Annotated in this window: 28 protein-coding genes and 2 pseudogenes; 17 read left to right on the forward strand and 13 right to left on the reverse strand. The window is 71.8% G+C overall.

What is annotated here, in order from left to right; genetic code table 11:
- Positions 1-103: 103 nt before the first annotated feature.
- The 3 genes from ASC60_RS08360 to ASC60_RS40650 form a co-directional block, all read right to left on the reverse strand.
- Positions 104-496 (reverse strand): hypothetical protein, encoded by a 393-nt coding sequence (locus ASC60_RS08360; RefSeq protein ID WP_055548367.1) that lies wholly within the window; start codon positions 494-496, stop codon positions 104-106.
- A gap of 162 nt (positions 497-658) precedes the next feature.
- Complete coding sequence (locus ASC60_RS41530; RefSeq protein ID WP_159043221.1) at positions 659-1,171, reverse strand: hypothetical protein; 513 nt, start codon at positions 1,169-1,171, stop codon at positions 659-661.
- A 191-nt stretch (positions 1,172-1,362) separates the two neighbouring features.
- Positions 1,363-1,518: a winged helix-turn-helix transcriptional regulator gene (locus tag ASC60_RS40650; protein WP_199830891.1), complete on the reverse strand. Its 156-nt coding sequence runs from the start codon at positions 1,516-1,518 to the stop codon at positions 1,363-1,365.
- 27 nt (positions 1,519-1,545) lie between these two features.
- Here ASC60_RS40650 and ASC60_RS08370 point away from each other — a divergent pair, with 27 nt between their 5' ends.
- Complete coding sequence (locus ASC60_RS08370) at positions 1,546-2,382, forward strand: alpha/beta fold hydrolase (RefSeq protein ID WP_055548371.1); 837 nt, start codon at positions 1,546-1,548, stop codon at positions 2,380-2,382.
- A 39-nt stretch (positions 2,383-2,421) separates the two neighbouring features.
- Here the strand turns inward: ASC60_RS08370 and ASC60_RS08375 are convergent, their stop codons facing one another.
- Positions 2,422-2,937: a CGNR zinc finger domain-containing protein gene (locus tag ASC60_RS08375; RefSeq protein ID WP_055548373.1), complete on the reverse strand. Its 516-nt coding sequence runs from the start codon at positions 2,935-2,937 to the stop codon at positions 2,422-2,424.
- Between the two features lie 85 nt (positions 2,938-3,022).
- Between ASC60_RS08375 and ASC60_RS08380 the strand changes: the two genes are divergently transcribed.
- Positions 3,023-3,907, forward strand: coding sequence for an alpha/beta fold hydrolase (locus ASC60_RS08380; RefSeq protein ID WP_055548375.1), 885 nt, complete (start codon positions 3,023-3,025; stop codon positions 3,905-3,907).
- A 94-nt stretch (positions 3,908-4,001) separates the two neighbouring features.
- On the opposite strand, the gene ASC60_RS08385 is transcribed toward ASC60_RS08380, so the two are convergent.
- Positions 4,002-4,460, reverse strand: coding sequence for a DUF3515 domain-containing protein (locus tag ASC60_RS08385; protein WP_234356843.1), 459 nt, complete (start codon positions 4,458-4,460; stop codon positions 4,002-4,004).
- Positions 4,461-4,617: 157 nt separating this feature from the next.
- Here ASC60_RS08385 and ASC60_RS08390 point away from each other — a divergent pair, with 157 nt between their 5' ends.
- Positions 4,618-5,181 (forward strand): hypothetical protein, encoded by a 564-nt coding sequence (locus ASC60_RS08390; RefSeq protein WP_055548379.1) that lies wholly within the window; start codon positions 4,618-4,620, stop codon positions 5,179-5,181.
- Positions 5,182-5,184: 3 nt separating this feature from the next.
- On the opposite strand, the pseudogene ASC60_RS08395 reads toward ASC60_RS08390, so the two are convergent.
- Positions 5,185-5,508 (reverse strand): annotated as a pseudogene (locus ASC60_RS08395) (ATP-binding protein); the annotation flags it as partial.
- A 6-nt stretch (positions 5,509-5,514) separates the two neighbouring features.
- Between ASC60_RS08395 and ASC60_RS08400 the strand changes: the two are divergent.
- From ASC60_RS08400 to ASC60_RS08420, 5 genes and pseudogenes are all read left to right on the forward strand, one after another.
- Positions 5,515-6,356 (forward strand): annotated as a pseudogene (locus tag ASC60_RS08400) (substrate-binding domain-containing protein); the annotation flags it as partial.
- Positions 6,357-6,400: 44 nt separating this feature from the next.
- Positions 6,401-7,309 carry a phosphorothioated DNA-binding restriction endonuclease gene (locus ASC60_RS08405; RefSeq protein WP_055548380.1) on the forward strand — a complete coding sequence of 303 codons (909 nt, stop codon included), beginning with the start codon at positions 6,401-6,403 and terminating at the stop codon, positions 7,307-7,309.
- On the forward strand, positions 7,306-8,127 hold the full coding sequence (locus tag ASC60_RS08410; RefSeq protein WP_055548382.1) for an endo alpha-1,4 polygalactosaminidase: 822 nt from the start codon (positions 7,306-7,308) through the stop codon (positions 8,125-8,127). Before ASC60_RS08405 ends, ASC60_RS08410 begins: the two co-directional genes overlap by 4 nt.
- A gap of 126 nt (positions 8,128-8,253) precedes the next feature.
- The gene (locus ASC60_RS08415; RefSeq protein ID WP_055548384.1) at positions 8,254-8,907 is read left to right on the forward strand and encodes a ClpP family protease; all 654 of its coding nucleotides are present in this window, start codon (positions 8,254-8,256) and stop codon (positions 8,905-8,907) included.
- Between the two features lie 4 nt (positions 8,908-8,911).
- The gene (locus ASC60_RS08420) at positions 8,912-9,517 is read left to right on the forward strand and encodes a ClpP family protease (RefSeq protein WP_055548386.1); all 606 of its coding nucleotides are present in this window, start codon (positions 8,912-8,914) and stop codon (positions 9,515-9,517) included.
- 20 nt (positions 9,518-9,537) lie between these two features.
- Here ASC60_RS08420 and ASC60_RS08425 read toward each other — a convergent pair whose 3' ends face one another.
- The gene (locus tag ASC60_RS08425; RefSeq protein WP_055548388.1) at positions 9,538-10,560 is read right to left on the reverse strand and encodes an AraC family transcriptional regulator; all 1,023 of its coding nucleotides are present in this window, start codon (positions 10,558-10,560) and stop codon (positions 9,538-9,540) included.
- 67 nt (positions 10,561-10,627) lie between these two features.
- Here ASC60_RS08425 and ASC60_RS08430 point away from each other — a divergent pair, with 67 nt between their 5' ends.
- Both ASC60_RS08430 and ASC60_RS08435 read left to right on the forward strand, forming a co-directional pair.
- Positions 10,628-11,869: an MFS transporter gene (locus ASC60_RS08430; protein WP_199830893.1), complete on the forward strand. Its 1,242-nt coding sequence runs from the start codon at positions 10,628-10,630 to the stop codon at positions 11,867-11,869.
- A gap of 37 nt (positions 11,870-11,906) precedes the next feature.
- Positions 11,907-12,794 (forward strand): alpha/beta fold hydrolase, encoded by an 888-nt coding sequence (locus ASC60_RS08435; RefSeq protein WP_055548390.1) that lies wholly within the window; start codon positions 11,907-11,909, stop codon positions 12,792-12,794.
- Between the two features lie 19 nt (positions 12,795-12,813).
- Here the strand turns inward: ASC60_RS08435 and ASC60_RS08440 are convergent, their stop codons facing one another.
- Positions 12,814-13,200: a helix-turn-helix domain-containing protein gene (locus tag ASC60_RS08440; protein WP_055548392.1), complete on the reverse strand. Its 387-nt coding sequence runs from the start codon at positions 13,198-13,200 to the stop codon at positions 12,814-12,816.
- A gap of 148 nt (positions 13,201-13,348) precedes the next feature.
- On the opposite strand from ASC60_RS08440, the gene ASC60_RS08445 reads away from it, so the two are divergent.
- Both ASC60_RS08445 and ASC60_RS08450 read left to right on the forward strand, forming a co-directional pair.
- Positions 13,349-14,236 (forward strand): alpha/beta fold hydrolase, encoded by an 888-nt coding sequence (locus ASC60_RS08445; protein ID WP_055548394.1) that lies wholly within the window; start codon positions 13,349-13,351, stop codon positions 14,234-14,236.
- Between the two features lie 86 nt (positions 14,237-14,322).
- Complete coding sequence (locus tag ASC60_RS08450) at positions 14,323-16,191, forward strand: gamma-glutamyltransferase family protein (RefSeq protein WP_055548396.1); 1,869 nt, start codon at positions 14,323-14,325, stop codon at positions 16,189-16,191.
- A gap of 56 nt (positions 16,192-16,247) precedes the next feature.
- Here the strand turns inward: ASC60_RS08450 and ASC60_RS08455 are convergent, their stop codons facing one another.
- On the reverse strand, positions 16,248-16,610 hold the full coding sequence (locus ASC60_RS08455; protein WP_055548398.1) for a DUF1330 domain-containing protein: 363 nt from the start codon (positions 16,608-16,610) through the stop codon (positions 16,248-16,250).
- 118 nt (positions 16,611-16,728) lie between these two features.
- The gene (locus ASC60_RS08460) at positions 16,729-17,241 is read right to left on the reverse strand and encodes a hypothetical protein (protein ID WP_055548400.1); all 513 of its coding nucleotides are present in this window, start codon (positions 17,239-17,241) and stop codon (positions 16,729-16,731) included.
- Positions 17,242-17,311: 70 nt separating this feature from the next.
- On the opposite strand from ASC60_RS08460, the gene ASC60_RS43690 reads away from it, so the two are divergent.
- Positions 17,312-18,802: a CdaR family transcriptional regulator gene (locus tag ASC60_RS43690; protein ID WP_055548402.1), complete on the forward strand. Its 1,491-nt coding sequence runs from the start codon at positions 17,312-17,314 to the stop codon at positions 18,800-18,802.
- A 308-nt stretch (positions 18,803-19,110) separates the two neighbouring features.
- Here the strand turns inward: ASC60_RS43690 and ASC60_RS08470 are convergent, their stop codons facing one another.
- The 3 genes from ASC60_RS08470 to mfd all read right to left on the reverse strand — a co-directional run bounded on the left by ASC60_RS08470 (position 19,111) and on the right by mfd (position 23,398).
- A complete protein-coding gene (locus tag ASC60_RS08470) occupies positions 19,111-19,506 on the reverse strand; it encodes a type II toxin-antitoxin system VapC family toxin (RefSeq protein WP_055548404.1) in 396 nt (131 codons plus the stop codon).
- Positions 19,503-19,781, reverse strand: a complete 279-nt coding sequence (locus tag ASC60_RS08475; protein WP_055548406.1) for a hypothetical protein — start codon at positions 19,779-19,781, stop codon at positions 19,503-19,505. The genes ASC60_RS08470 and ASC60_RS08475 overlap by 4 nt, the downstream gene beginning before the upstream one ends.
- Before the next feature lie 80 nt (positions 19,782-19,861).
- Positions 19,862-23,398 carry a transcription-repair coupling factor gene (mfd, locus tag ASC60_RS08480; protein WP_055548407.1) on the reverse strand — a complete coding sequence of 1,179 codons (3,537 nt, stop codon included), beginning with the start codon at positions 23,396-23,398 and terminating at the stop codon, positions 19,862-19,864.
- Between the two features lie 232 nt (positions 23,399-23,630).
- On the opposite strand from mfd, the gene ASC60_RS08485 reads away from it, so the two are divergent.
- From ASC60_RS08485 to ASC60_RS08500, 4 genes are read left to right on the forward strand one after another with little or no spacing between them, the layout of a single operon-like run.
- Positions 23,631-23,972: a gas vesicle protein gene (locus tag ASC60_RS08485; protein WP_055548409.1), complete on the forward strand. Its 342-nt coding sequence runs from the start codon at positions 23,631-23,633 to the stop codon at positions 23,970-23,972.
- Positions 23,973-24,001: 29 nt separating this feature from the next.
- Entirely contained in the window at positions 24,002-24,472 is a 471-nt protein-coding gene (gene gvpJ, locus ASC60_RS08490) for a gas vesicle protein GvpJ (protein WP_055548411.1), read from the forward strand.
- Positions 24,473-24,475: 3 nt separating this feature from the next.
- Positions 24,476-25,219 carry a GvpL/GvpF family gas vesicle protein gene (locus ASC60_RS08495; protein ID WP_055548413.1) on the forward strand — a complete coding sequence of 248 codons (744 nt, stop codon included), beginning with the start codon at positions 24,476-24,478 and terminating at the stop codon, positions 25,217-25,219.
- Complete coding sequence (locus tag ASC60_RS08500; protein ID WP_055548415.1) at positions 25,207-25,446, forward strand: gas vesicle protein GvpG; 240 nt, start codon at positions 25,207-25,209, stop codon at positions 25,444-25,446. The genes ASC60_RS08495 and ASC60_RS08500 overlap by 13 nt, the downstream gene beginning before the upstream one ends.
- Positions 25,447-25,454: the final 8 nt, after the last annotated feature.

Consider the following 25,454-nt stretch of genomic DNA (forward strand, 5'->3'; position numbering starts at 1 on the left):
GTGAGGAGTTCCGTCGCTGGGAGGACGCTGCCGGCACAGCCGTCTCCTGCCGGGCGAAGCCCCTCTCCCTCGGCAGAGGTCCTCCGCGGGGGCGGAGCTCAGCTCACTTCTTGCGCGCCCCGTCTCCCGAACCGCGTGCGGCGCTACCGGCGGCGGCGGATTCCTCGCGGTCGGACTGGGGAGCGACGTGGTGCTTCAGGACCTTCATGATTTCCACGGTCAGAGCGTCCGCCAGTGACGGTGCGAGAGCTTCCGCCAGAGCGCCCGCGAGGATCTGCGCGAGCAGCACTCTTTCGATTTCTGACCCTCCGAGGGCCGTGGGGCGCGACAGGGAATCCAGAGCCGCTTCGACCAAAGCGGCCGCCATGGGGTCCTTCTCGCGCTTCGTCCCGGTCTTGTACGGAACTCCCGCTTCTCGCGTCATTTCATCGAAGATCTCGTCGATGAAGCTCTGCACAGGATCCCGCTCTGATTCTTCGCCAGGCTCAGCCGCCATTGTGCTTCCTCATGTGTTGGGTTGTCGGTACGGGAACTGCCCTCCGGCTTTTCGCCCCGTGGCGCTTGGAGGGCAGTTCCTGTCAGCGACGTCGGACCGCCTCGCGACTCACATCGACGAGGCGCTCGTTCCCGCTCAGGGATGCGGAGCGGTCGCGGCGCCCTAACGGCAGGCCAGCGCGGCCAGCAGCAGCGGGTGCTCGATCAGACCCTCACCACCACGCCCCTGACGACCACGCATCAGCGCAGCCAGCAACAGCGGATGCTCGATCAGACCCTCACCACCACGCTCCTCACGACCACGCATCAGCGCAGCCAACAGCAACGGGTGCTCGATCAGACCCTCACCACCACGCCCCTGACGACCACGCATCAGCGCAGCCAACAGCAACGGGTGCTCGATCAGACCCTCACCACCACGCTCCTCACGACCACGCATCAGCGCAGCCAGCAACAGCGGGTGCTCGATCAGACCCTCACCACCACGCCCCTGACGACCACGCATCAGCGCAGCCAGCAACAGCGGATGCTCGATCAGACCCTCACCACCACGCTCCTCACGACCACGCATCAGCGCGGCCAGTAGCAACGGGTGCTCGATCAGAGGCTCCCGGCCGGCCTCTTCCTCGGCCTCAGTCGCTTGTTCACGTGCGGGGCTTTCGGCCGTCGTCGTCATGTTGCCCTCTTTCGGCGTAGGGATCTCGGGAGCAGTCCGTTGGCAGACTGGCTCACCACGCCAGGGTTCCATTATGTCCCGCTAAGCGCATTTTTTGCGTGTTCGTGCATGGTATGTCGGCTGCCTGTGCGTGTCCGTGCGCGCAGGCAGGACCTATCGAGGTCGGTGCTGCCACACAGCCACCCGCCCGGTCATTCGGGCTCGGGCGGCAGTCCGTCGGCGCGGTGGTTGTTGCGGTCGATTTCCGCCATGTGCTGCTCCGCCCACGTACGCAGGGCGTCCAGCGGGCCGTCCAGGGAATGGCCCAGCGCGGTGAGCTGGTAGTGCACGCGTTCGCTGGTCACCATGAGTTATCTGCTCTCCCGGAGTTCCCCATGCCTGAGCTGTGCCGCATTCCCGTCAACGGCATCGAGCTGAACGTCGCCCTGGCCGGATCGGGGCCGGATGTCCTGCTGCTGCACGGCTTCCCGCACACCTGGGAGCTGTGGAGCCCTGTGATGGCGGACCTGTCGGGCCGCTACCGCGTCATCGCGCCGGACCTGCGCGGGCTCGGCGCGAGCGCCCGGACCCGGGCGGGATACGACGCGATGACCCTGGCCGGGGACGCCGCGGGCCTGCTGGAGGCGCTGGGGGTGGGGTCGGCCGCCGTGGTGGGGATCGACGCGGGCACCCCGCCCGCCTTCCTCCTCGCGATGCGCCGCCCCGGGCTGGTACGGCGGCTCGTCGTCATGGAGTCCCTGGTCGGCCGCCTGCCCGGGGCCGAGGACTTCCTCGTCGATGGCGCACCGTGGTGGTTCGGCTTCCACACCGTTCCGGGGCTCGCGGAAACCGTGGTGGAGGGCAACGAGGCCGCCTACATCGACTGGTTCCTCGACGCGGGCACCCTCGGCTCCGGCGTGCCCGCGCGGGCGCGGGACGCGTTCGTCGCCGCCTACACCGGACGTGAGGCCCTGCGCTGCGCGTTCGCGTACTACCGGGCCCTGCCCGAGACCGCCGCGCAGATCGAGCGGGCCGTCGCCGCCTCCCGGCTGACGATGCCCACGATGGCCATCGGCTCGCACCCCGTGGGCACGGCGCTGGAACGCCAGCTCCGTCCGATCGCCGACGATCTCACCGGACATCTCCTGGAAGACTGCGGCCACATCATCCCGCTGCACCGCCCCGACGCCCTGCTCGGCCTGCTTCGCCCCTTCCTCGCCGGCCATCGCTGAGCGGCGGCGGCCATGCCGGGGTCCGGCGGCGGTCTCGGATTACCCGGGGGCCGTCTCGCCGGTACGTCGCCTTCGCGCGTGACTGCGGGCCTTCATCCGGTTGCCGCATGTGGCCATGGAGCACCAGCGTGCCGTGCCGGGGCGGCTGTGGTCGACGAGGAACAGGTTGCACGCCTCGTTCGCGCAGGGCCGCAGCCTGCCCGGTAGTTCTTCGCGGACCGTCGACCACGCGAGGACGACGCGGACGGCCAGTTTTTGATCACTTGCCGCTTCGAGCTGCCACTGAACGCCCTCGCTCGTGGCCGTGGGACACGAGCGGGCATGCCGGAGGACGGCGTTGAGGGCGTCCACATCAGTGGAGGTCCCGCGGATCAGCCGGTGCAGGCCGTCGCGCACGTCGCGCACCGCTTCGCGCTCGGCCGTCGTTCCGCGCCCTCCCAGCGCGCGGAGCCAGCGCGACGCTTCGTCCGCCGGTTCCAGCGCGTCCGTGGGCTTGCCGTCGATCACCGGAGCGCTGTTGAGCACCGCGAGCAGCAGTTCCTCGCCCTCGACCATCCCCTGCTCCTCCTTGACAAGCACATCCGGGGCACGCACACTCACCATAGCCTAACCAGTTAAATTGATTTAAGAGGTTATCTTCATGGTCGCTGTTCATCACCGCACCGTTGGGGTCGACGGGCTGACGGTCTTCTACCGCGAGGCCGGACCGGCGGACGCTCCGGTCCTGTTGCTGCTGCACGGGTACCCGACCAGCTCGCACATGTTCCGCCACCTCATCCCGGCCCTGGCCGGCCCCTACCGGGTGATCGCGCCCGACCACATCGGCTTCGGGAGGTCGTCGGCGCCGGGCGTCGACGAGTTCCCCTACACCTTCGACGCGCTCGCCGAGGTCACCCGCCACTTCCTGGCCACGATCGACGTGGACCGCTACGCGATCTACGTCCAGGACTACGGGGCGCCCGTCGGCTGGCGGCTCGCGCTGGCGGATCCGGATGCCGTGGTCGCCGTCGTCTCGCAGAGCGGCAACGCCTACGAGGAGGGCTTCGTCCCCGAGTTCTGGGCGCCGATCTGGGCCTACGGGGCCGATCGCAGCGCTGAGCACGAGGCGGAGCTGCGGGACGCCCTCGGGCGCGAGGCCGTCGAGTGGCAGTACACCCACGGGGTGGCCGATCCCACCCTGGTCGACCCCGATGCCTGGGAGCACGACCTGGCCCTGCTGGCCCGTCCGGGAGTGGACCGCGCGCAGCTCGCGCTGTTCGGCGACTACGCCACCAACCGTGCTCTGTACCCGGCCGTGCACGAGTGGCTGCGCTCCCGCCGCGTTCCGGTTCTCGCGGTCTGGGGCCGCAACGACGAGATCTTCGGCCCCGCCGGCGCGGAGGCCTTCCGCCGCGACGCGCCCGATGCCGAGATCCTTCTCCTCGACGGTGGGCATTTTCTGCTGGAAACGCATCTCGACGACGTCACACAGGCGATCCTCGCCTTTCGCGAGCGGGTGCACGGCGAGCACGCGCCCCTCGGATGACGCCCCGGGCCGCCGTGCCCCGGGGCGACCGGCGGCCCTGGGCGTACCGCTGGCTGGTGTCGGCCCAGCTCGTGCCCCGCACCGATCGTCAAACTCAGAGCGTGTCGCCCAAGGAGAGGCATTTCGACTTCTGGGGAATTTCTCGGACGGCCCGATTCAGGTCGATCAAAGCGTCTCCGGCCTTGGCTCCATCGCCCTCGACGGTCACCTCGACGGCGGGATCACGGCCGTATGTCGTCAGGACGTGCACCCCGTCCTTCTGTTTCCGCTGCTCGTCGAGCACCCAGTCGACGCCGTTGACGGTCACGCACAGATTGGTCGTCGGCCGCAGCGGTGTGACCCCGCAGCGCAGGACGACCGAGCCGTCTCCCCAGGCGGCGACGCCCTTCCCGGTGACGTCGTCGCGGTGCTTCGACAGCACGGTCTCGGGGGCCCGGGAAATGACATCCGCGCATTTCGGATTTCCGGCAAAGGGCCCGGGCTCCACGGAGGTCTTGGAAAAGAACAGGAAATACGAGGCGATCGCGGCCGCGATTCCCGCCGCGACGCACACCCCGGAGATGAGGCGGGCCCTTTTACTCCAAGACCTCCATGACCTGAACCGCATCGGACCCACTTATCTCATCGACACCCTGCCTCGCACCCTACCGCCACGTCGCGCACCGGCCCTGAGCGGGCGGTGTCAGACCCCGGGGCTACTGTGCGCTCCCATGAGCGACGCGTACTCTCCCATCCCCGAACTGAACGCGCTCAAGGAGTTCGAGGACAGCCTCGGAGGGCAGTTCTTCGCACCCGGCTTCGAGATGTTCGCGTACAACGACGACCTGGACTGGTTCTGCGGCGACGCGCCCGACGCGTATCTGGACCGGCTCATCCCCTTCGCCTACGCCACGGGCTCCGGCTCGTACTACGCCCTGTGGCGCTGTGACGACCGCGCCGACCTCGCCACGCTGCCCGTCATCTGCTTCGGTGACGAGGGTGACCTCCGGGTCGAGGCGTGCGATCTGCGCGGGCTGTTCCGGCTGCTCGCCGCCGAGGCGGAGGACCCCGAGGACCGTGACCGGGTCGCCCCCGCACGCCGGCGGTATCTGGCGTGGCTGCACCAGAACTTCGGGATCACACCGACGGGTGACAGCGATGGGGAGGAGCTGGCCGAGCGCACCCGGCGGTTCGCCGAGTGGGTCTCGGAGTTCGCCTCCGGAGACCTCCTCGACCATGTGCTCGGCGCGCTCGGCGTGGACATACCCACGCCCGGCCGGGGCGCCGCCCTCTGAGGGTCAGGCCGGTTCGGCGGATGTGGCGCGGGCCAGGGCCACGTCCAGGACGACCAGCAGCGCGTCGCGGACGGAGCCCGTCTCGCGGGCGTCGAAGACGGTGAGCGGGATGTGCTCGGAGACGTCCAGCGCCCAGCGCACCTCGTCCAGGTCGTGCTCGACCTCGCCGTCGAAGGCGTTGACCGCGACGGCGACGGCGACGGCGACGGCGAAGGGGATGTCCTTGTGCTCGAAGTAGTCGACGGCCGCGTAGCAGTCGTCCAGGCGGCGGGTGTCCACGATGACGAGGCCGCCGAGGGCTCCTTCGACCACGTCGTCCCACATGAGGCGTCCGCCAAGCTGCTCGGCTGGAACGCCCGCACCCTGGGCGGGCAGGGCACGCCGAGCGGTATCCGGTCCGCCTTCAAGCAGGCCCTCGACCTCAAGCCGGACGGCATCGTCATCGGCGGCTTCGACCCCGCGACCGCCGCCGACGAGGCCGAGGAGGCCAAGGCGGCGGGCATTCCGCTGATCGGCTGGCACGCCGCCGACGCCCCCGCCCCAGCGAGAAGCCGGAACTCTTCAGCAACGTCACCTCCCGGGTCGAGGACGTCGCGAGGATCAGCGCCGACTGGATCATCGCCCGGTCGGACGGCCACGCGGGGGTCGTCCTGTTCACCGACGCCACGGTGCCGTCCGCCAAGCGCAAGTCGGACCTGATCAAGAAGGAACTCGCCACCTGCTCCGACGTCAAGCTGCTGAGCTACCAGAACATCCCGATACCCGAGGTCAACCGCCGCGCCATCGGGGCTGTCCGCTCGCTGCTCGCCCGCTACGGCGACAAGTGGACCTACTCCGCCGCCATCAACGACCTGTACTTGCAGCACACCGCCCCCGCGCTGCGCGCCGCGGACAAGGACGGCGCGGGCGCCCCGTACACCATCGGCGCCGGTGACGGCGACCCGTCGGCCTTCGAGCGCATCAACAGCAAGCGGTACCAGGCCGCCACCGTGCCCGAGCCGCTGTCCGAACAGGGCTGGCAGATCGTCGACGAGTTCAACCGCGCCTTCGCGGGCAGCCCCGCCAGCGGATACGTCGCCCCCGTCCACATCACCACCGCCGCCAACAGCGGCGGCGCCCTGTCCTGGGACTCCGAGGGCTACCGGCAGGCGTACCGCGAGATCTGGGGCCGGTGACCCGCCGCGTCCACGCGGCACCCGGCCGCCATACAGTCCGTCACATGGACTGGATCGAACGCGTCGGCAACCTGCGGCAGTGGACCCACAAGGGGTTACGCGCACCGCACAAGCCGCTGCTGATGCTGTACGCCCTGGGGCGATTCCAGCAGGGGCCCGATCAGGGGCTCCGCTACTCGGACGTCGAGCGGGACCTGAAGGACCTGCTGCGGGACTACGGGCCGCCGCACGACACCTCGCCCTCGTACCCCTTCCACCACCTGACGAATGACGGGGTGTGGGAGGTGCGCACCGCCGACGGCGGTTCCAGCCCCGGGTCGGGTGTGGGGCGGTTGCGGGAGAGCGGCGCGGAGGGGCGGCTGGTGCCGGAGTTGCGGTCCGCGCTGTCCGCCGAGCCGGAACTGCTGGGGCGGCTGGCGCACGTTCTGCTGGACACGCACTTCCCTCCCTCGCTCCACACCGACATCGCCGCCGCGGTCGGGCTCGACCTGGAGTCGGCGGACGGCTCGGTGGTCGCGACCGTGACGGCACGCGACCGGCGGCGCGCGGCCGAGCTGCGGCGGCAGGTGCTGGTCGCCTACGAGTACCGGTGCGCGTTCTGCGGGTTCGACGGGGCGATCGGCCGGGTGCCGGTGGGACTGGAGGCCGCGCATGTGCGGTGGTGGGCCTTCCGGGGCGCGGACGACCTCTCCAACGCGCTGTGCCTGTGCTCCCTGCACCACAAGCTGTTCGACCGGGGGGTGCTGGGCCTGGACGGCGGGCGGCGCGTCATCGTCTCCCGGGAGTTCACCGGCCGCGGCGAGGCGGCCCGGACGCAGGTGCTGGACCTGGTGGACCGTTCGCTCATCGGGCCGCAGCGCGGCAGCGCGACGGTCGCGCCGGAGAACATCGCCTGGCACACGGAACAGGTCTTCCGCGGCAAGGCCCGAGTGGCACAGGGGGCAGGAGCATGAACCACTTCCCCGCCGCGCGCGCCCGGACCGCGGTCGCGTCGGCCCTCGCCGCCCTGGTCATGTCCGTACTGCCCGGGTGCGGCTCCTCCACGAAGGACACCGGAGCGGCCGACGTCAAGCTGCCGCCGGTCGGGGCCGCCTGGGACTACCAGATCGGTGGCGCCTACCCGCCGCCCGAGGGCGTCCGGATCGTGAGCCGGGACCGTGCGGACGATCCGGCACCCGGGCTGTACAACGTCTGTTACGTCAACGCCTTTCAGACCCAGCCGGGCGAGAAGTGGCCGTCGCGGCTGCTGTTGCACGACAAGAGTGGCGAGGTCGTCAACGACCCCGAGTGGGACGGGGAGGCGGTGCTCGACATCACCACGGCCGCGAAGCGCGAGGAGGCGGCCGAGAGGGTCGGGGCGTGGATCGAGAGCTGCGCCGACAAGGGATTCGACGCCGTCGAGCCCGACAACCTCGACACGTTCACCCGCTGGCCCGGCCTGCTGACCGCCGACCAGGCCACGGCGTACGTGTCCCTGCTGGCGCGGCGCGCCCACGACCTGGGGCTCGCGATCGCGCAGAAGAACACCGGGCCGCTCGCCGCGCGCCGCGCGCAGACCGGGCTGGACTTCGCGGTCGTCGAGGAGTGCGGCAGATACGACGAGTGCGGGGCGTTCGCGAAGCCGTACCGGAACCGGGTGGTCGTCGTCGAGTACGAGGACAAGGGGATGGCGAAGGCGTGCGACGGCTTCGGTGACCGGCTGTCCGTCGTACGCCGCGACCGGGACGTCTCCACCCCGGACGACGACGGATACGTCCGCGACGTGTGCTGATCCGCCGCCGCGCCCTCTGCTGACGGCGGATTTGCCGCGGGCAGAGAAACCTGCCCCCGGGGCCGGTGCGGACCGACAGTGAAGTGACCGCGGCGAAGGCCGCCGCGGGACACCACGGGAGGCCCGATGCCCACACCCCTCACCGGCTGGGACCCGGCCCTCAGCCCCCGCGCCGACGAGGGCGATACGCCGCCCTCACGCTTCGACGACCACCTGGCCGCGCAACTCCTCACCCAGCGGATCGTCTTCCTCGGCACCCAGGTCGACGAGGTCTCCGCGAACCGGGTCTGCGCACAGCTCCTCCTGCTGTCGGCGGAGGACCCGCGCACCGACATCAGCCTCTACATCAACAGCCCCGGCGGCTCGGTGACGGCCGGGCTGGCGATCTACGACACGATGCGGCTGATCCCCAACGACGTCGCGACCCTCGCCATGGGCTTCGCGGCGAGCATGGGGCAGTTCCTGCTCACGGTCGGGACGGCGGGCAAGCGGTACGCGCTGCCCAACGCGCGGATCATGATGCACCAGCCGTCGGCCGGCATCGGCGGGACGACCGCCGACATCGCGATCCAGGCCGAGAACCTGGAGTTCACCAAGCAGGCCATCGAGCGCATCATCGCCGAGCACACCGGCCAGACCCGGGAGACGATCTCCCGCGACGGCGACCGGGACCGGTTCTTCACGCCCGAGCAGGCGAAGGAGTACGGGATGGTCGACCACATCGTGGAGTCGCTGAGCGATGTGCGCCCGGGCGGTTCGCGACGGCGGATGGGGATCTGAGGACATGAGCCAGTACACGATTCCGACCGTCGTCGAGCGCACCACGCAGGGCGAGCGCGCGTACGACATCTACAGCCGGCTGCTGTCGGAGCGGATCATCTTCCTGGGCACGGAGATCGACGACGGTGTCGCCAACGTCGTCATCGCGCAACTCCTCCACCTGGAGTCGGCCGGTCCCGAGCAGGAGATCGCGATCTACATCAACTCGCCGGGCGGCTCGTACACCTCGCTCATGGCGATCTACGACACGATGACCTTCGTGACCGCCCCGATCTCGACGTTCTGCGTCGGCCAGGCGGCCTCGACCGCGGCGGTGCTGCTGGCCGGGGGCGACCCCGGGCGGCGCTTCGTCCTCGAACACTCCCGGGTCCTGCTGGGCCAGCCCGCGACCGGCGGGGCGCGCGGCACGGTGTCCGACCTGAGCCTCCAGGCCAAGGAGATGCTGCGCATCCGGGCCCAGGTCGAGGAGGTGCTGTCCCGGCACACCCCGCACGACGTGGCGACGCTGCGCGCGGACATGGACCGCGACAAGGTGTTCACGGCGCGGGAGGCGGTGACGTACGGGCTGGCCGACGAGGTGCTGTCCCGGCGGCTGGTCCGCGCCGCGTGACGCCTTGACCGGCTAGCCGGCTACGGCGGACTCTCCGTGGCCTTCGAACGTGCGGCGTCTCTGCTGGCGCCGGGCGGCTGGCCGGTGACGCGTTTGAAGGCACGGGTGAAAGCGGCCTGCGAGGTGTAGCCGAGGCGTTGCGCCACGGACTGGACCGGCAAGGTGTCCTGGGCCAGCCACTGGCTGGCCAGGAGCATCCGCAGCTCCGTGGCGTAACGGAGCGGCGGCATGCCGATCGTGGTGTGGAATCGGTCCGCGAAGACCGACCGGGAGACATTGCATTCCGCTGCCAGCTCCGCCACCGTCCAATGATGCCCGGGCTGCCGGTGCAGGGCCAGGATGGCGCGGGCCAGGCGGGGGTCGCGCAACGCGGCCACGAGGCCGGAGCTGTTGTCGCAACCGCATTCGATCCAGCCCCGCACGATCATGGCCGCCGCCACTTCGGCCAGACGGGCGAGGATCCCGGCGAAGCCCACGCGCGCGGAGCAGACTTCGCGCCTCATGGATGTGAGGATCGGCATGAGCCCGGGGTAACGCTTCCCCTCGGCATCGACCAGCATGACATCGGGCATCAGCCGGCCGAGGCCCTGCATTCCGCCGAGGTCGAACTCCATGGAGCCGCTGAAAAAGATCGCGCTGGGAGTCGGGTCGGCACTCGGGCAGGTATCCACGTCACACACCGCGTCGCCCAGGGAAACCCCATCGAAACTGTCGATGCCCCGGACCGGTATGTCCGGGCCGGAGAGCAGCTGATGGGACTGGCCGTGGGGCATGAATACGGCGTTTCCGGCCGAGAGTTCATGGACCGTTCCGTCCCCGGTACGCAGGACGGCGGAGCCGACGGCGAGGAAGTGGAAAGAGGCACGTCCGGGCTTGGCGTCGAAGGTGAGGCCGAACCGCGGGCCGACATGGACGCGGCGATACCGAACCCCGCGCAGCCGCATGCTGGTCAGCAGCTCGCTGATGAGGTCGGACGACAGGGCGAACTGACCCGCACCCCCTCCGCCCGGACTCTCGGTCAAATATTGCGGACTTCCTGTCATAGCTCATCCTGAATTTCGCGTGCAGCCTTGACTTGAACCTCTCATGCGATTCAGGAGCAGTAAACAGTTGAGCAGCGATACGTGCGCCACCGTGCGCGATGCCGGCCCGCGCGAAGCGGCCGATGAGAAACTGATACCCCCCGAACCGGTCTCATCGTCGTGGGCCGCGGTGTTCTCGCTGGCGGTCGGTGTGTTCGGGTTGCTGACCGCGGAGTATCTGCCGACCAGCCTGCTGACCCCGATGGCCGCCGACCTCGGAGTATCGAAAGCCCTGGCGGGGCAGGCGGTGACGGTCACCGCGGCGGCGGCCATGATTTCCGGGCTGTTGACGGCCAGCCTGACCCGGAGGATCGACCGACGGACCGTGTTGCTCGGCTTCACCGTCCTGTTGATCGTCTCCAATCTGCTGGTGGCCGTAGCCTCCAACATGGCCGTGCTGATGCTGATGCGGATCCTGCTGGGTGTCGCACTCGGCGGCTTCTGGAGCATGGCGGCGGCGGTGGCGATACGGCTGGTACCCGCGGCGCTGGTTCCGCGTGCGGTGTCGATCATTTTCAGCGGCATCGCGGTGGCGACCATCGTGGCGGTGCCGCTGGGCAGTTACCTCGGCGACCTGGCCGGTTGGCGCAGCACCTTCCTGGCGGCGTCCGCGCTCGGAGTGGTGACGCTGGTGTTCCAGTTGTTCGCGCTGCCCCGGATGGCGCCCCAGGCCTCGGCACGGCTGAGCACATTGTGGGAGGTGCTGCGACGCCCGGGCTTCGGGGTGGGCATTGTGGGGATGCTGCTCGTGCACATCGGCCACTACGCGCTGTTCACCTATATCCGGCCCGCTCTGGAAAACGTGGTGAAAGTCGATGTCGATGCGCTGGCGCTGCTGTTGTTCTTCTTCGGAGTGGCGAACCTCGTGGGCACGCTGGTGGCCGGATGGCTTCTGGAAATCAGCCTGCGCCTGACGTTGGTACTGACGCCGGCGCTGATGGGCGTCGCGGCACTGGGCTTGGCGCTCCTTCCCGCCGGGCGAGTCGGGTACGTGGCGCTGGTGGTCCTCTGGGGCTTGGCCTTTGGCGGCGTGTCGGTGGCATGGTCGAACTGGGCCACTCGCATGGTGCCCGACCAGGCGGAAAGCGCGGGCGGGCTCGTGGTGGTCGGCGTGCAGTCCGCTATCGCGGGCGGAGCTGCCGCGGGCGGGGTGATGTTTGGCATGGGCGGCATCATCACCGTATTCACCGTCTCCGGCGTCGTGTTGCTGGCCTCCGCGTTGCTGATCGTATTGCGGGTCAAAGCGCCCCTGCACCGCGTAATGAACTGATTCATCGATACTGAAAGAATTTTCTGAGGAGTAATTGATGAGCAAGATCGAGGAGACCGTCGAGATACCCCACCTGGGAGGGTCGACCGTCGGGTACACCCTCGCCAGGCCGTACGACCCCGCGCTCCCGACGCTGGTCCTTATCAACTCGTACACCACCTCGGCCGAGCTGTACCGGCCGCAGTTCGCCGACCCGGGGCTGGGGTCCGCGGCCAACCTGCTCGCCCTGGAGCCTTACGGGCACGGCCGCACGAGGGCCTCGTACCCGCACTTCACCTTCTGGGACAGCGCGATCGCGAACCTCCAGGCCCTCCAGGCCCTCGGGATCCGCGAGGCCTTCGTGCTGGGGACCTCGCAGGGCGGCTGGGTGGCGGTGCGCATGGCGCTGCTCGCCCCGGACGTCGTGAAGGGCGTCATTCCGCTCGGCACGTCGATGGACTTCGAGAGCCCGCGCAGCCGCGACCTGGGGTGCTGGGACGGGGTCGCGTTCAACACGCCGCTCGTCGACGCCCTCGCCGACCCGGTCGGCGAGGACTGGGTCGTGCCGGACGAGGTCGTGGACGCGGTCTTCGACACGGCCCTGGGCGGCGTCCCGGCCGAGGAACGCGCGTTCTGGCTCGCCGCCTACCGTGCGAACTACGCCGGTGACGCCGGGCGCCACCGGCTGCGTCTCAGCACGGTGAACCTGCGCGACCGCGACGGGCTCCACGGCAAGCTCGATGAGGTCCGCTGCCCCGTCCTGTGGCTGCACGGCACCGCGGACCAGGTGTACTCCGTGGCGAACGCCCGAGAGGAGATCGGGATGTTCGCCCACTCCCCCGAGGCGCGCCTGGAAATCATCGAGGGCGGGCAGCACTTCCTGAGCGCCTCGCACCCCGAGGAGGTCGACTCCGCGGCGATCGACTTCGTGAAGCGCTGGAGCTGACCTCGAACGAAAGGGCAGGCTAGGCCGCGAGCCGCAGCCGGGCCTCGCCCTGATGTGACGTCAGCCGTGCCTGCGGGGCGGCGATCGCGGTCCTGACCGACCGCGCCCCCGTCAGCCGGATGATGTCGTGGTGGGCCAGCGCGAGCAGATCGGCCAGCCCCAGGCCGAGGGCGCGAGCGGCGGCCGCGAGGACTTCCGATGAAGCCTCCTTGCGGCCCCGCTCCAGCTCGGAGAGGTACGGCATCGAGATCCGCGCCGCGTCGGCGACGTCCTTGAGCGTGCGCCGCTGCGCCAGCCGCTCCCGCCGCAGCACGTCCCCGACGACGTCCCGCCACAGTGGCTCCCTGGCCGCGGGGACGGGGCGCAGGGGGATGACGCGGGTTGGCTTCGGCGCATGGCTGCTCATCCCCTCAGCGTAGAAGCGCCCCGCCCGCCCGTCAGCCGGCTCCGCTCTGCCTGCGGCGAAATCCCTCTTGACGGCGCGCGGGCGTTGACGAGACGATACGTCTCGTTCAGCGCTTCCACTGCCGTGCCACGTCGAGAGGGTCACGCCCATGCACACACCCCCGCACACCGCCTATGTCGAAGCCGCCGCCGGGGTGCGGTTGTGGACCGAAGCGCGCGGGGACGCAGAGGCCCCGGCGCTGCTGCTGGTCATGGGGGCGCAGGCCTCCGGCCTGGGGTGGCCCGAGCCGCTGGTGGAGGCGCTGGCCGAGCGTCACCGCGTCATCCGCTACGACCACCGCGACACCGGCCGCTCCACCTGGTCGTACGAGCAGGCCCCCTACCGCCTCGCCGATCTGGCCGAGGACGTCGTCGCGGTGCTGGACGGGCTGGGCGTCGAGCGGGCGCACCTGGTCGGGATGTCGATGGGCGGCCTGCTCACCCAACTCGTCCTCGCCGACCACCCGGACCGGGTGCTGAGTGCCACGCTCCTGGGCACCAGCGCGTGCAGCACCACCCCGTACGTCGCGCCCGACGGGACCCGCGTCCCCGCCGAGGAACTGCCCGGGGTGGATCCGCGGATCCTGGAGGAGTGGGCCCGGCCGGTGGAGGACCACGGGCCGGAAGCCGAACTCGACCGGCGGGTCAGGCACTGGAAGCTGCTGAACGGGGACCAGATTCCCTTCGACGCCGAGTGGTTCCGGGAGCTGGAGCGCCGGATCATCGAGCACACCGGGCGCTACGACACCTCCGGCGCCCACGCCCGCGCCGATCAGTCCGGGCTGGTGCGCACCGAAGCCCTCGCCGCGACCGAGGTGCCCACGCTCGTCGTCGCGGCCACCGCCGAGCCGGTGTTCCCGCCGCCGCATCCGCAGCATCTGGTCCAGGTCATCCACGGCGCCCGGCTCGTGGAGATCCCCGGCATGGGCCACGCCCTGCCCCGCCAGGTGCTGGGCCCGCTCGCCGACGCGATCCTGAGGCACACCCTCGGGGTGTGATCGACGCACCGTGGACCACTGAGCGGGTGGTGCGCGATGCTGGGCCGCACCTCGGCCGCCCTCTTCCCCGCACCCCAGGGAGCTGCATGTTCACCACCCGGCCCACCCTCCAGGGCACCTACGGCATGGTGTCGTCCACGCACTGGCTGGCCTCGCAGTCCGCCATGGCCGTCCTGGAGGACGGCGGCAACGCCTTCGACGCGGCCGTCGCCGCCGGGTTCGTCCTGCAGGTCGTCGAGCCGCACCTGAACGGGCCCGCCGGTGAGGTGCCGATGATCCTCGCCCCCGCGGGCTCCCCGCCGACCGTGCTGTGCGGGCAGGGCCCGGCGCCCGCCGGGGCCACCATCGACCACTACACCGGGCTCGGCCTGGACCTGGTGCCCGGCACCGGCCCGCTGGCCGCGGCCGTCCCCGGCGCGTTCGACGCCTGGATGCTGCTGCTGCGCGACCACGGCACGCGGCACCTCGCCGAGGTGCTGCGCTACGCGATCGGGTACGCCGAGCACGGCCATCCCGCGGTCGAGCGGATCGGCGAGACGGTGGAGACCGTACGGGAGCTGTTCGAGACGGAGTGGACGACGTCCGCCGAGCTGTATCTGCAGGGCGGACGGCCGCCCGTCCCCGGGCGGCTGCTCACCAACCCCGCGCTGGCCGCCACCTGGCGGCGGATCGTCGCCGAGGCCGAGGCGGCCGGGGCGGGCCGGGAGGCGCAGATCGACGCGGCCCGCCGGGTGTGGCGCGAGGGCTTCGTCGCCGAGGAGCTGGCCGCCGCCGCGGCCCGGCCCGCCATGGACTCCTCCGGGGAACGCCACGCGGGCACCCTCACCGGGGACGACCTCGCCGGATTCGAGGCCACGTACGAGGAACCCGCCCGGTACGACTGGAACGGCTGGACCGTGTGCAAGGCCGGGCCCTGGAGCCAGGGGCCGGTCCTCCTCCAGCAACTCGCCCTGCTGCCGGACGGCCTGGCCGCCGCCGACCTGGGCACGCCCGGTCTGCTGCACACCCTGATCGAGGGCGGCAAACTGGCCATGGCCGACCGGGAGGCCTGGTACGGGGACGCCGCCGACGTACCGCTCACGGACCTCCTCTCCCGCCCGTACGCCGAGGAACGGCGGGCGCTGGTGGGCGAGCACGCCTCGCACGAGCTGCGCCCGGGGCACCCCGGCGGCCGCGAACCCCGGCTGAGCCGGCAGGCGCTGGCCGCCGTCGCCCGGTCGGCGTCCGGCGGCACCGGCCCCGCCGCCGGGCCCGGCGGCGGAGAGCCGACCGTCGGCGGCGCGCCGACCACCGGCGGGGAACCGGCCGTCGGCGCGGAGCCCGCCGTCGGCCCGGACGGCGTCACCCGGGGCGACACCTGCCACCTCGACATCGTCGACCGCTGGGGCAACATGGTCGCCGCCACCCCCAGCGGCGGCTGGCTGCAGTCCAACCCCGCCATCCCCGCGCTCGGCTTCCCGCTCGGCACCCGGCTCCAGATGGCCTGGCTGGACCCCGGCCTGCCCAACTCCCTGACCCCCGGGCGCCGCCCGCGCACCACCCTCTCCCCCTCGCTCGCGCTGCGCGGCGACACCCCGGTCCTCGCCTTCGGCACCCCGGGCGGCGACCAGCAGGACCAGTGGAGCCTGCACTTCTTCCTCCATGTCGCGCTGCGCGGCGCCGCCGCCGTGCGCTCCGGGCTCGACCTCCAGGGGGCCATCGACGCGCCCAACTGGCACCAGGAGAGCTTCCCCGGCTCCTTCCACCCCCGCGCGATGACGGCGGGGCGGGTCGTGATCGAGTCGCGGGCCGGTGAGGACACGGTCCGCGCGCTCCGTCGGCGCGGCCACGACGTGGTGGTGGGCGGGGCCTGGTCGGAGGGGCGGCTGTGCGCGGTGGCGCGCGACCCGGAGACGGGAGTGCTGCTGGCCGGGGCCAACCCCCGGGGCGCCCAGGGATACGCGGTGGGCCGCTGAGCCGCAGGCCGGGGGCGCCCCATGTGTCGCGGGGCGCCCCCCGGCGCGGGGCTCGCCTAGCCTCCGGCCGAGTACCCGGGGTCGGCCGCGCGGAGTGCGTCGGCGCGCTGGACCGGGTCGTAATCCGGACCCACGCCCTCCACGAGGATCACGTCCCCCTCGATGTGGTTCGTCCGCAGCGGCAGGATCTCCTGGTACGCGGGCGACGCGTACCACTCCCGGGCGCGCCCCGCGTCCGGGAACCCGATCAGGACCACGTCACCCGGCCACGTCCCCTCGATCACCTCCAAGCGGCCCCCGTGAATGACGAAGCGGCCTTGGAAAGGGTCGAGCGTGGCCTGGATGCGCTCCAGGTACTCGATGACGTCGGGGTGCGGTCTGCTCTCCCGCAGATGGGCGATGGCGTAGGCAGCGGGCAAGGGTTCCTCCCGTGGTTCCACGGCGGCCGGTCCGCGACCGACCGGTTCGCGACGGATGTACGGGAATCACCCTCGCCTGGGCCGCGAGGCCAGTCCATCACCCGGGGGCAAGGGCGTGTCAGTCCGTGAGCCCCAGGTCCTCCCGCATGATCCGCCGCATCGCCGCCAGCAGGGGCTCGGCGTCCTTCAGTTCGAGCAGGGCGACCGCGGCGGTCTCCCCCTCCCGTGCCACGCCCCGGTCGATGCGCTTGGCCATCGCGTCGATCCCGGCGAGGACCGTGTTCAGGTCGCGGGACGCGGCGAGCACCCGCTCGGGGACGATCATCTGCGCCTCGGCGTACTGGTCCCGGTAGTCGCGCCGGGCCTCCTCCAGCCCGTCGCGGTCGTCGTCCGTGTAGACGCCGTCCCGGATGCGGTGCAGCGCGTCCTTGAGGAGGGTGTGGAACTGCCGGGAGGCACGGTTCATGGCGGTGTAGGCGGCCCGGCGCTCCTCGAAACCGCGGCGCCGCTCCTCGGCGACGGCCTCCTCCGCGCGCTGACGCGCCGTCAACCTCTGGTGCAGCAGCGGCGCGAAGAGCGTGCCGAGGACACCGACGACGGCGGTGATCATGGCGGTGATGACAGCGGACACGACGTAGACCCTAATGGGCCGCCGAAAGGGCCCTCACCAGCGCCGGAGTAGGGGTACTAAGGTGCGGTTCATGGCAGCTTCGCCCTCCGACGCGCGAGCCGAACGCGCCGACGACGTACTCGCCCTCGCCCGGCTCGCCGCCCGGCGCGGGGCGGTACGCGTCATGCTCGACTGGCTCACCCGGCGCACCGGCGGCCCCGCCATGCTCATCGGAGCCGACGGTTCCGTACTGGCCACGGCGGACGACCCGCCGCCGCCCGCGTCGCTGCGGCGGCTCGCCGCCGAGGCGGCCGTCGAACTGCACCGGCGCGGCGTGCCGTCCGGGGTGCTCGGCGGGGGCGAGGCGCGCCCGGTGCACCTGGTCGCGCTCGGGCCCACCGAGCCCCGGGACCCGGCGCCGTATCTGGCGGTCGTCGCGCCCTCCGCGCCGCGCTGCGGGCCGCTGCTCGCCGACGCGTCCCGCACCCTCGGCCTGAGCTGGCGGGTCGAGGAGGCCGAACGGGCGCGCCGCCGCGTCGAGACGGCCGAGGCGTACAGCCGGGAGGCGGTGCTGCACCTGCTCATGTCCGGCAGCGTGCCCGCGGCGCAGCGGATCGCCGCCGCGCTGCGCCCGGCGCTGCCCACCGTGCTCCAGGTGTATGTGATCGAGTGCCCGGTCCACCGGCGGCGTGAGATCGCGGGGCGGATCCACGATTCGGTGCGCGGCCGGGCGTGGCTGGTGCCGTGTCCGGTGCGCCCCAACCACCTGATCTCGCTGGTCCCGGCCCAGGGGGAGCCGGTCGCGCCGGACGGCGAACCGCTGGACCGGCTGATCACGCGGCAGGAGACGGAAGTCCGGGTCGGGGTGAGCGCGGAGGTCGCGCTGCGGGACGCCCCGGTCGGCTACGAGCAGGCGTTCCACGCGCTGGCGGTGGCCCGTAACGCACCCGGGCGGTCCGCCGGTTTCGGCGGGCACAGCGATGTGACGGTGCTGGCGAGCCCGGAGGGGCACGCCTGGGCGAGCGCACTGCTGGCGCCGTGCCTGGAGTACGCGCCGACCCGCCGCGCCGACCCCGGCCCGGCGGAACTGCTGGGCACCCTCGGCTCCTGGCTCAGCTTCGGCAGCGCGGCCACCCGCCACCTCAAGATCCACCGCAATACGCTGGCCGCGCGGCTGCGCCACATCGACGGCCTGCTCGGCGTGGACGTCAGCCGCGACCTGGCCGCCCAGTCGGCCGCCTGGCTCGCGCTGCGGCTGCACCAGGCGCCCCGCGGCACGGCCCCGGCCGGGCACCCCGCCACCCTCGACGGTGTGCTCTCCACGCCCACCGCCGCGATCTGGGCTCGGGCCCAGCTGCGGCCGCTGGATCAGGCGAACCTGACGGCGGTTTCCGAGAGCGTACGGGCGTGGCTGCGCGCCGACGCCCGGCTGCCCGCGGCCGCCTCCGCGCTCGGGATCTCGCTGCCCGGGGCCCGTAAGCGGCTGACGAGGGCCGAAGACGCGCTGGGGCGTTCGCTGCTGAGCGCGCCGAGCGCGAAGTACGAACTGTGGCTGGCGACGCGGGCGTTGGGCGGCCTCTGAACCGCCCGCCCGCCGGTCACCGTTCGAACGGCAACCGTGCGGCGCCGTCACTGTGCAGTTCGTTCCTCGCCGCCCCCGCCGCCTGCGCCTACTGTCCTGGGTGAGCCGGGCGGACCGCTCCGGAACCCCACCGCCTCCCTCCCCCGGGGCGATGCCCGCGGTGTCCCCCTCCGCCGACGGCTCCGCCGTTCCGGCCCGCCTCACCGGGCCACCCGGACCACGGCCTCCACTGATCCGGGACGGCCGCCGCGCGACCACGGGGGTGCCGCGTGGCGTCCGTCCCTGTTCGCCCGCTCGCCGGGGTCCGCTCAGCCGATCACTTCGATCGCGCAGCGCGCCACGGTACAGCGGCTCAGCCGGGCGTCGCCGGTGATCAGGGACGCCCGGTACGCCTCGGCGGCGGCGATGTACGCGCCGTCGTAGCCGGAGACGTTGCCGCGCAGCTCCCACATCCGTATGAGCAGCGGCTGGATGCCGATCGCCTCGATCGACGCTCCGGTCAGGGCCGCCACGGCGTCCTCGGCACGGGCCGAGCTGATCTTCCCGCCGAGGAACCGGCCGCGTACGGCGTGGAAGGTCTCCACGACGAGATGGCTGGGCGCGGCCCAGTGCGGGTCCTGAGCGAGACGCGCGCGGGCCGCCTTCCCGGCGGCCCCGTCTCCCGTGAGCGCCTCGGTGAGCACGCTCGCGTCCACGATGATCACGCAGCCGCCCCCGGCCCGTCCGGCGGGAGGCCGAGCCCGGCATCACGCGCGTCCCGCTCCGCGTCCCGCTCGCGCACGGTCTCCGCCATGGTGCTCGCGGCACCGTCGTCACGGTCCTCGAACCGCTGGAGCAACGCGATGTTGCCCGCCCGTTCCGCCTCGTTCTTGACCAGTTCCAGGAGATACCCCTGGAGGGACTGGCCGAGCTGGCGCGCCCGGTCGGCCAGTATGTCGCGCACCTCGTCCGGTACGTCCCGGATCTGCAGAGCCACCATGCATGCATTTTCCATGCACGGTGGCTTCACCGGCAAGCCGATTCCCCCGAAACGCGACCGTCACAGCCCGGAGCTCGTCGTCACGATCCCAGGATCGTGGTCAGGAATTCGCCCGTCCACGCCAGCAGTTCCCGCCCGACCAGCGGCTTTCCGCCGATACGGGCCGTCGCCGGGCGGGGCACCAGGACCTGCTGGGTGGCGGGCTTGACGATCGCCCGCTGGTAGAGCCGCTTCAGGCGCAGCTCCTGGGACTCGCGCAGCTCCACCGGCCCGAAGCGGATGTTGGAGCCCTGGAGGGTGATGTCGGAGACGCCGCAGGAACGGGCCAGCAGCCGCAGGCCCGCGACCAGCAGCAGGTTCTCCACCGGCTCGGGCAGCGGCCCGTAGCGGTCGGTCAGCTCCTCGCGGACGGCGCGGATGTCGTCCTCACCGTTGGCCGAGGCGATGGCGCGGTACGCCTGGAGGCGCAGCCGCTCGCCCGGGGCGTAGTCGTGCGGGACGTGCGCGTCGACCGGAAGCTCGATCTTGACCTCCAGCGGCGCCTCCTCCACCTCGCCGCCGTCCGCCTCCAGCGTGGCCCGGTAGTCGGCGACGGCCTCGCCGACCATCCGCACGTACAGGTCGAAGCCGACGCCCGCGATGTGCCCTGACTGCTCGCCGCCGAGCAGATTGCCCGCGCCGCGGATCTCCAGGTCCTTCATCGCCACATACATGCCGGCGCCCATCTCGGTGTGCTGGGCGATGGTGGCAAGCCGCTCGTGGGCGGTCTCGGTGAGCGGCTTCTCCGGCGGGTAGAGGAAGTACGCGTATCCGCGCTCGCGGCCCCGCCCGACCCGGCCGCGCAGCTGGTGCAGCTGGGAGAGGCCGAAGTTGTCGCCGCGTTCGACGATGAGCGTGTTGGCGTTGGAGATGTCGATGCCGGATTCGACGATCGTCGTGGAGACCAGGACGTCGAACTTCTTCTCCCAGAAGTCGACCACGACCTGCTCCAGGGCGCCTTCCGACATCTGGCCGTGGGCGATGGCGATGCGCGCCTCGGGCACGATCTCGCGGAGCCGGGCCGCGGCCCGGTCGATGGACTCGACCCGGTTGTGGATGTAGAAGACCTGGCCCTCGCGCAGCAGTTCACGGCGGATGGCCGCGCCGATCTGCTTCTGCTCGTACGGCCCGACGAAGGTCAGCACCGGGTGGCGCTCCTCCGGCGGGGTGGTGATCGTGGACATCTCGCGGATGCCGGTGACCGCCATCTCCAGGGTGCGCGGGATGGGGGTGGCGGACATGGTCAGCACGTCCACATTGGCCCGGAGCTTCTTCAGCTGCTCCTTGTGCTCCACGCCGAAACGCTGCTCCTCGTCCACGATGACCAGGCCCAGGTTCTTGAACGTGGTCTCGGAGGAGAACAGCCGGTGGGTGCCGATCACGACGTCGACCGAGCCCTCCCGCAGCCCCTCCAGGACGCCCTTCGCCTCGGTGTCGGTCTGGAACCGGGACAGCGCCTTGACCACGACCGGGAACTGCCCGTACCGCTCGGTGAAGGTGCCCATGTGCTGCTGGACGAGCAGCGTCGTCGGCACGAGGACCGCGACCTGCTTGCCGTCCTGGACCGCCTTGAACGCGGCGCGCACCGCGATCTCGGTCTTGCCGTAGCCGACGTCGCCGCAGATCAGCCGGTCCATCGGGACCGACTTCTCCATGTCCTCCTTGACCTCGCCGATGGTGGTGAGCTGGTCGGGGGTCTCCGCGTACGGGAAGGCGTCCTCCAGCTCGCGCTGCCAGGGCGTATCGGGGCCGAAGGCATGGCCGGGGGCGGCCATCCGGGCCGAGTACAGCTTGATCAGGTCGGCCGCGATCTCCTTCACGGCCTTCTTGGCGCGCGCCTTGGTCTTCGTCCAGTCGGCGCCGCCGAGCCGGTGCAGCGTGGGGGCCTCGCCGCCCACGTACTTGGTGATCTGCTCCAGCTGGTCGGTCGGGATGTAGAGCCGGTCGCCGGGCTGGCCGCGCTTGGCCGGGGCGTACTCGACCACCAGATACTCGCGGGTCGCGCCCTGCACGGTGCGCTGCACCATCTCGATGTAGCGGCCCACGCCGTGCTGCTCGTGGACGATGAAGTCGCCCGCCTCCAGGGTGAGCGGGTCGATCGTCTTGCGGCGGCGCGCGGGCATCCGCGCGCCCTCCTTGCCCGCCGCCTTCTGCCCGGACAGATCCGTCTCGGTGAGGACGGCCAGTTTCAGGCCCGGGTCGACGAATCCGTAGTCGATGGACCCGCACGCCACGTGCACCACGGACGGCTTGATCTCGCCGAGGTCCGCGTCGAGCCGCGCCGCGATCCCCTCACCGCTCAGCACCTCGACGGTGCGGGAGGCCGGGCCGTGGGCCTCGGTCACATACACCGCGCGCCAGCCCTCGGCGAGCCAGCCCTTGGTGTCGGCCAGCGCGCGGGCGGTGTCGCCGCGGTAGGTCTCGGGGGCGTGCATGCCGAGGGTGAGGGTGTCCTCGTCCAGCTCGGCGTCGGCCGCGAAGGGGCTCACCGACCACCACATCATGCCCAGCTCGCGGGCCCGGTCACGGACGTCCGCCAGCCCCCACAGCGAAGCCGCGCCCACGTCGATCGGCGCCTCGCCTCCCCCGGCCGTCGCCGCCCAGGACGCCTGCAGGAACTCCTGCGACGTGGCCACCAGATCCGCCGACCGGGTCCGCACCCGCTCCGGGTCGCAGACCACCGTCATGCTGCCCGCGGGCAGCACGTCCAGCAGCAGCTCCATGTCGTCGACCAGCACCGGCGCCAGGGACTCCATGCCCTCGACCGCGATCCCCTCGGCGATCTTGCCCAGCAGCTCGCCCAGCTCCGGGTGGGCCTCGGCGAGGGCCGCCGCCCGCTCCCGTACGTCGTCGGTCAGCAGCAGCTCACGGCAGGGCGGCGCCCACAGACCGTGCTCGGCGACCTCCAGGGACCGCTGGTCCGCGACCTTGAAGTAACGGATCTCCTCGACGTCGTCGCCCCAGAACTCGATCCGCAGCGGATGCTCCTCCGTCGGCGGGAAGACATCCAGGATGCCGCCGCGCACGGCGAACTCGCCGCGCTTCTCGACCAGCTCCACCCGGGAGTACGCGGCGGCCGCGAGCCCGTCCACGACCTCCCCCAGATCGGCGCTCCGCCCGGCCCGCAGACTCACCGGCTCCAGCTCGCCCAGCCCCTTGACCTGCGGCTGCAGCACCGAACGCACCGGTGCCACCACCACCGACACCGGCCCCGCGGCCGGGTCGTCGGGGCTCGGATGCGCGAGCCGCCGCAGCACCGCGAGCCTGCGGCCCACGGTGTCCGAACGCGGCGACAGCCGCTCATGCGGCAGCGTCTCCCACGACGGATACTCCACCACCCCGTCCGGCGGCAGCAGCGAGCGCAGCGCGGCCGCCAGATCCTCGGCCTCCCGGCCGGTGGCGGTCACCGCGAGCACGGGCCGCCCGGCGGAGCGCGCCAGCGCGGCGACGGCGAAGGGCCGGGCGGCGGGTGGCCCGACCAGATCCACATGGGGGCGGTTCCCGTCGGAGGCACCGCGCACCGCCTCGGCGAGCGCGGGGTCCCGTACGACGGCGTCGAGCAGACCGGTGAGGCTCATAAAGGGGTCTTCCATCCCGGAGACGGACAACGCGAATCACCCGACACGTCACACGGGCCGGGGGTCTTCCAGAGTACGGCCCCGCACCGACATCCTCCGCCGGGCGCGGTTTGTCCGGTCATACGGTGACGGAGCCCCCGACACTCCCGGGTCGGCCCCGGAGTGCCGCCGCGCCCGCATCTGGCCCAACTCAGCGCGCGGCCCGGCACACCCTGTGAACAGACTGGTGCGCATGGCAGAGCGAGAGCGGCGCGCGACCGGCGCCGAGACCAGCCGCAGGACACGGGAACGGGAGCGCGAGCCCGGACCCGAGTCCGGCCCCGGACCCGAGCAGGTGGCCGGGCACGCCTGCGAACGGCTCACCGCGCTGATCACCCACCCCACTGAGGGGGTGTCGGCGGTGCGGCGGACCGAGGACGGCTGGCGGGTGAGCGTGGACGTACTGGAGGTCGCCCGCATCCCCGACACGACGAGCCTGCTGGCCACCTACGAGGTGGACCTCGACCAGCGGGGCGAGCTGCGCGAGTACCGGAGGGTCCGCCGCTACCGGCGCGGTGCGGCCGACGACTGCTGAGCCGACGACTGCTGAGAGGACCCGCCCGCATGTCCCCCACCACCTACACCGAGGAAGTCGTCTGCGTTCCGCGGGCGGGCACCCTGTACGACGTCATGGAGCTGATCCTCGACCGCGGCATGGTGATCGACGTTTTCGTCAGGGTCTCCCTGGTCGGCATCGAGATCCTGAAGATCGACGCCCGGATCGTGGTCGCCAGCGTGGACACCTACCTGCGCTTCGCGGAGGCCTGCAATCGCCTGGACCTCGAACACGACCGCAGCAGCCGAACCGTTCCCGAGCTGTTCGGCATGGGCGAAGGCGGCGGCAGCGCGGCGGGCGCGGTGGCCCAGGGCCTCGGCAAGCGGAAGGTCAAGAAGGCCGTCGGCGCCGTGGAGGACAAGGTCAAGCAAGCCGTAGGGGGCGGCGACGAGGACGAAGAGCCGGAAGAGGAGTCCCGGCCGCGGCGCCGTACCGGCGGTACCGCCACCCGCACCCGCCGCCGCTCCGAGGAGGGCTGACGCATGACCGCGACCGTCGCGCCCCGCAGCGTGTACGTCTACGGCGTCGTCCACGCCCGCCGCGCCCTGCCGCCCGGCCGCACCGGCGTCGGCGCCCACCCCGCCCCGCTGCGCACGCTGCGCGCCGGCGAACTGGCCGCCGTCGTCAGCGATGCCCCGGACGGCTTGCGCGCCAAGCGGCGCGACCTCCTCGCCCACCAGGAACTGGCGCTCGCCCTCGCGGCGGACGGGCCGGTGCTGCCCATGCGCTTCGGGATGGTCGCGCCCGACGAGGAGGTGGTGCGCCGCCAGCTGGAGTCCTCGCACGGCGACTGCCTCGCCGCTCTCCAGCGGGTCGACGGCCGGGTCGAGATGAACCTCAAGGCAGTCCCCGCCCAGGGCGATCTGCGGTCGCTGGTGCGCGAGGACCCCGAGGTCGCCCGGCTGCGCGCGGCCGCCCACCGCACTCCGGGCTACGAGGCCAGCCTGCGGCTCGGCGAGGCCGTGGCCCGGGGGCTCACGCGCCGGGCCACGGCCACCGCGGCCGCGGTGCTGGCCGCGCTGTCGGAGGTGGCGGACGAGCGGGTGACCGGTCCCGAGGTGCCGGGGTGCGTGCTCAACGCGTCCTTCCTCCTCGCCCGGGCCGAGATGCGGCGCTTCCACACCGTGGTGGAGCGGCTGGCGGCCGAACACGGCGGCCACGTCGAACTCCGCCTGACCGGGCCGCTGCCCTGCTACAGCTTCGTGGAGCCCGCATGGGCGTGCTGAGCGAGATCGCGCTCCTGCCGCTGGCGCCCGTACGGGGCGTGGTGTGGGTCGCGGAGTGCCTGCGGGACGCCGCGGAACGCGAGACGTGCCACCCGTCCGTGGTCCGGGCCCGGCTCGCCGCCCTGAACGAGAGCCTGGAGAGCGGTCTGATCACCCCCGACGAATTCGACCGCGAAGAGGACCGACTGCTCGACCTGCTGGAACGAGGGACGACGCCCCGTGGCTGACCACCGCA

It is taken from the genome of Streptomyces sp. NBRC 110028 (genome assembly GCF_001417735.1).
In the GTDB taxonomy this organism is placed as follows: Bacteria; Actinomycetota; Actinomycetes; order Streptomycetales; family Streptomycetaceae; genus Streptomyces.

What these genes read in the sequence shown, in the direction of transcription:
- ASC60_RS08360 (WP_055548367.1), bottom strand. Translation starts at nt 496, where the DNA reads ATGGCGGCTGAGCCTGGCGAAGAATCAGAGCGGGATCCTGTGCAGAGC.
- ASC60_RS41530 (WP_159043221.1), bottom strand. Translation starts at nt 1,171, where the DNA reads ATGACGACGACGGCCGAAAGCCCCGCACGTGAACAAGCGACTGAGGCC.
- ASC60_RS40650 (WP_199830891.1), bottom strand. Translation starts at nt 1,518, where the DNA reads ATGGTGACCAGCGAACGCGTGCACTACCAGCTCACCGCGCTGGGCCAT.
- ASC60_RS08370 (WP_055548371.1), top strand. Translation starts at nt 1,546, where the DNA reads ATGCCTGAGCTGTGCCGCATTCCCGTCAACGGCATCGAGCTGAACGTC.
- ASC60_RS08375 (WP_055548373.1), bottom strand. Translation starts at nt 2,937, where the DNA reads ATGGTCGAGGGCGAGGAACTGCTGCTCGCGGTGCTCAACAGCGCTCCG.
- ASC60_RS08380 (WP_055548375.1), top strand. Translation starts at nt 3,023, where the DNA reads ATGGTCGCTGTTCATCACCGCACCGTTGGGGTCGACGGGCTGACGGTC.
- ASC60_RS08390 (WP_055548379.1), top strand. Translation starts at nt 4,618, where the DNA reads ATGAGCGACGCGTACTCTCCCATCCCCGAACTGAACGCGCTCAAGGAG.
- ASC60_RS08405 (WP_055548380.1), top strand. Translation starts at nt 6,401, where the DNA reads ATGGACTGGATCGAACGCGTCGGCAACCTGCGGCAGTGGACCCACAAG.
- ASC60_RS08410 (WP_055548382.1), top strand. Translation starts at nt 7,306, where the DNA reads ATGAACCACTTCCCCGCCGCGCGCGCCCGGACCGCGGTCGCGTCGGCC.
- ASC60_RS08415 (WP_055548384.1), top strand. Translation starts at nt 8,254, where the DNA reads ATGCCCACACCCCTCACCGGCTGGGACCCGGCCCTCAGCCCCCGCGCC.
- ASC60_RS08420 (WP_055548386.1), top strand. Translation starts at nt 8,912, where the DNA reads ATGAGCCAGTACACGATTCCGACCGTCGTCGAGCGCACCACGCAGGGC.
- ASC60_RS08425 (WP_055548388.1), bottom strand. Translation starts at nt 10,560, where the DNA reads ATGACAGGAAGTCCGCAATATTTGACCGAGAGTCCGGGCGGAGGGGGT.
- ASC60_RS08435 (WP_055548390.1), top strand. Translation starts at nt 11,907, where the DNA reads ATGAGCAAGATCGAGGAGACCGTCGAGATACCCCACCTGGGAGGGTCG.
- ASC60_RS08440 (WP_055548392.1), bottom strand. Translation starts at nt 13,200, where the DNA reads ATGAGCAGCCATGCGCCGAAGCCAACCCGCGTCATCCCCCTGCGCCCC.
- ASC60_RS08445 (WP_055548394.1), top strand. Translation starts at nt 13,349, where the DNA reads ATGCACACACCCCCGCACACCGCCTATGTCGAAGCCGCCGCCGGGGTG.
- ASC60_RS08450 (WP_055548396.1), top strand. Translation starts at nt 14,323, where the DNA reads ATGTTCACCACCCGGCCCACCCTCCAGGGCACCTACGGCATGGTGTCG.
- ASC60_RS43690 (WP_055548402.1), top strand. Translation starts at nt 17,312, where the DNA reads ATGGCAGCTTCGCCCTCCGACGCGCGAGCCGAACGCGCCGACGACGTA.
- ASC60_RS08475 (WP_055548406.1), bottom strand. Translation starts at nt 19,781, where the DNA reads ATGGTGGCTCTGCAGATCCGGGACGTACCGGACGAGGTGCGCGACATA.
- mfd (WP_055548407.1), bottom strand. Translation starts at nt 23,398, where the DNA reads ATGAGCCTCACCGGTCTGCTCGACGCCGTCGTACGGGACCCCGCGCTC.
- ASC60_RS08485 (WP_055548409.1), top strand. Translation starts at nt 23,631, where the DNA reads ATGGCAGAGCGAGAGCGGCGCGCGACCGGCGCCGAGACCAGCCGCAGG.
- gvpJ (WP_055548411.1), top strand. Translation starts at nt 24,002, where the DNA reads ATGTCCCCCACCACCTACACCGAGGAAGTCGTCTGCGTTCCGCGGGCG.
- ASC60_RS08495 (WP_055548413.1), top strand. Translation starts at nt 24,476, where the DNA reads ATGACCGCGACCGTCGCGCCCCGCAGCGTGTACGTCTACGGCGTCGTC.
- ASC60_RS08500 (WP_055548415.1), top strand. Translation starts at nt 25,207, where the DNA reads ATGGGCGTGCTGAGCGAGATCGCGCTCCTGCCGCTGGCGCCCGTACGG.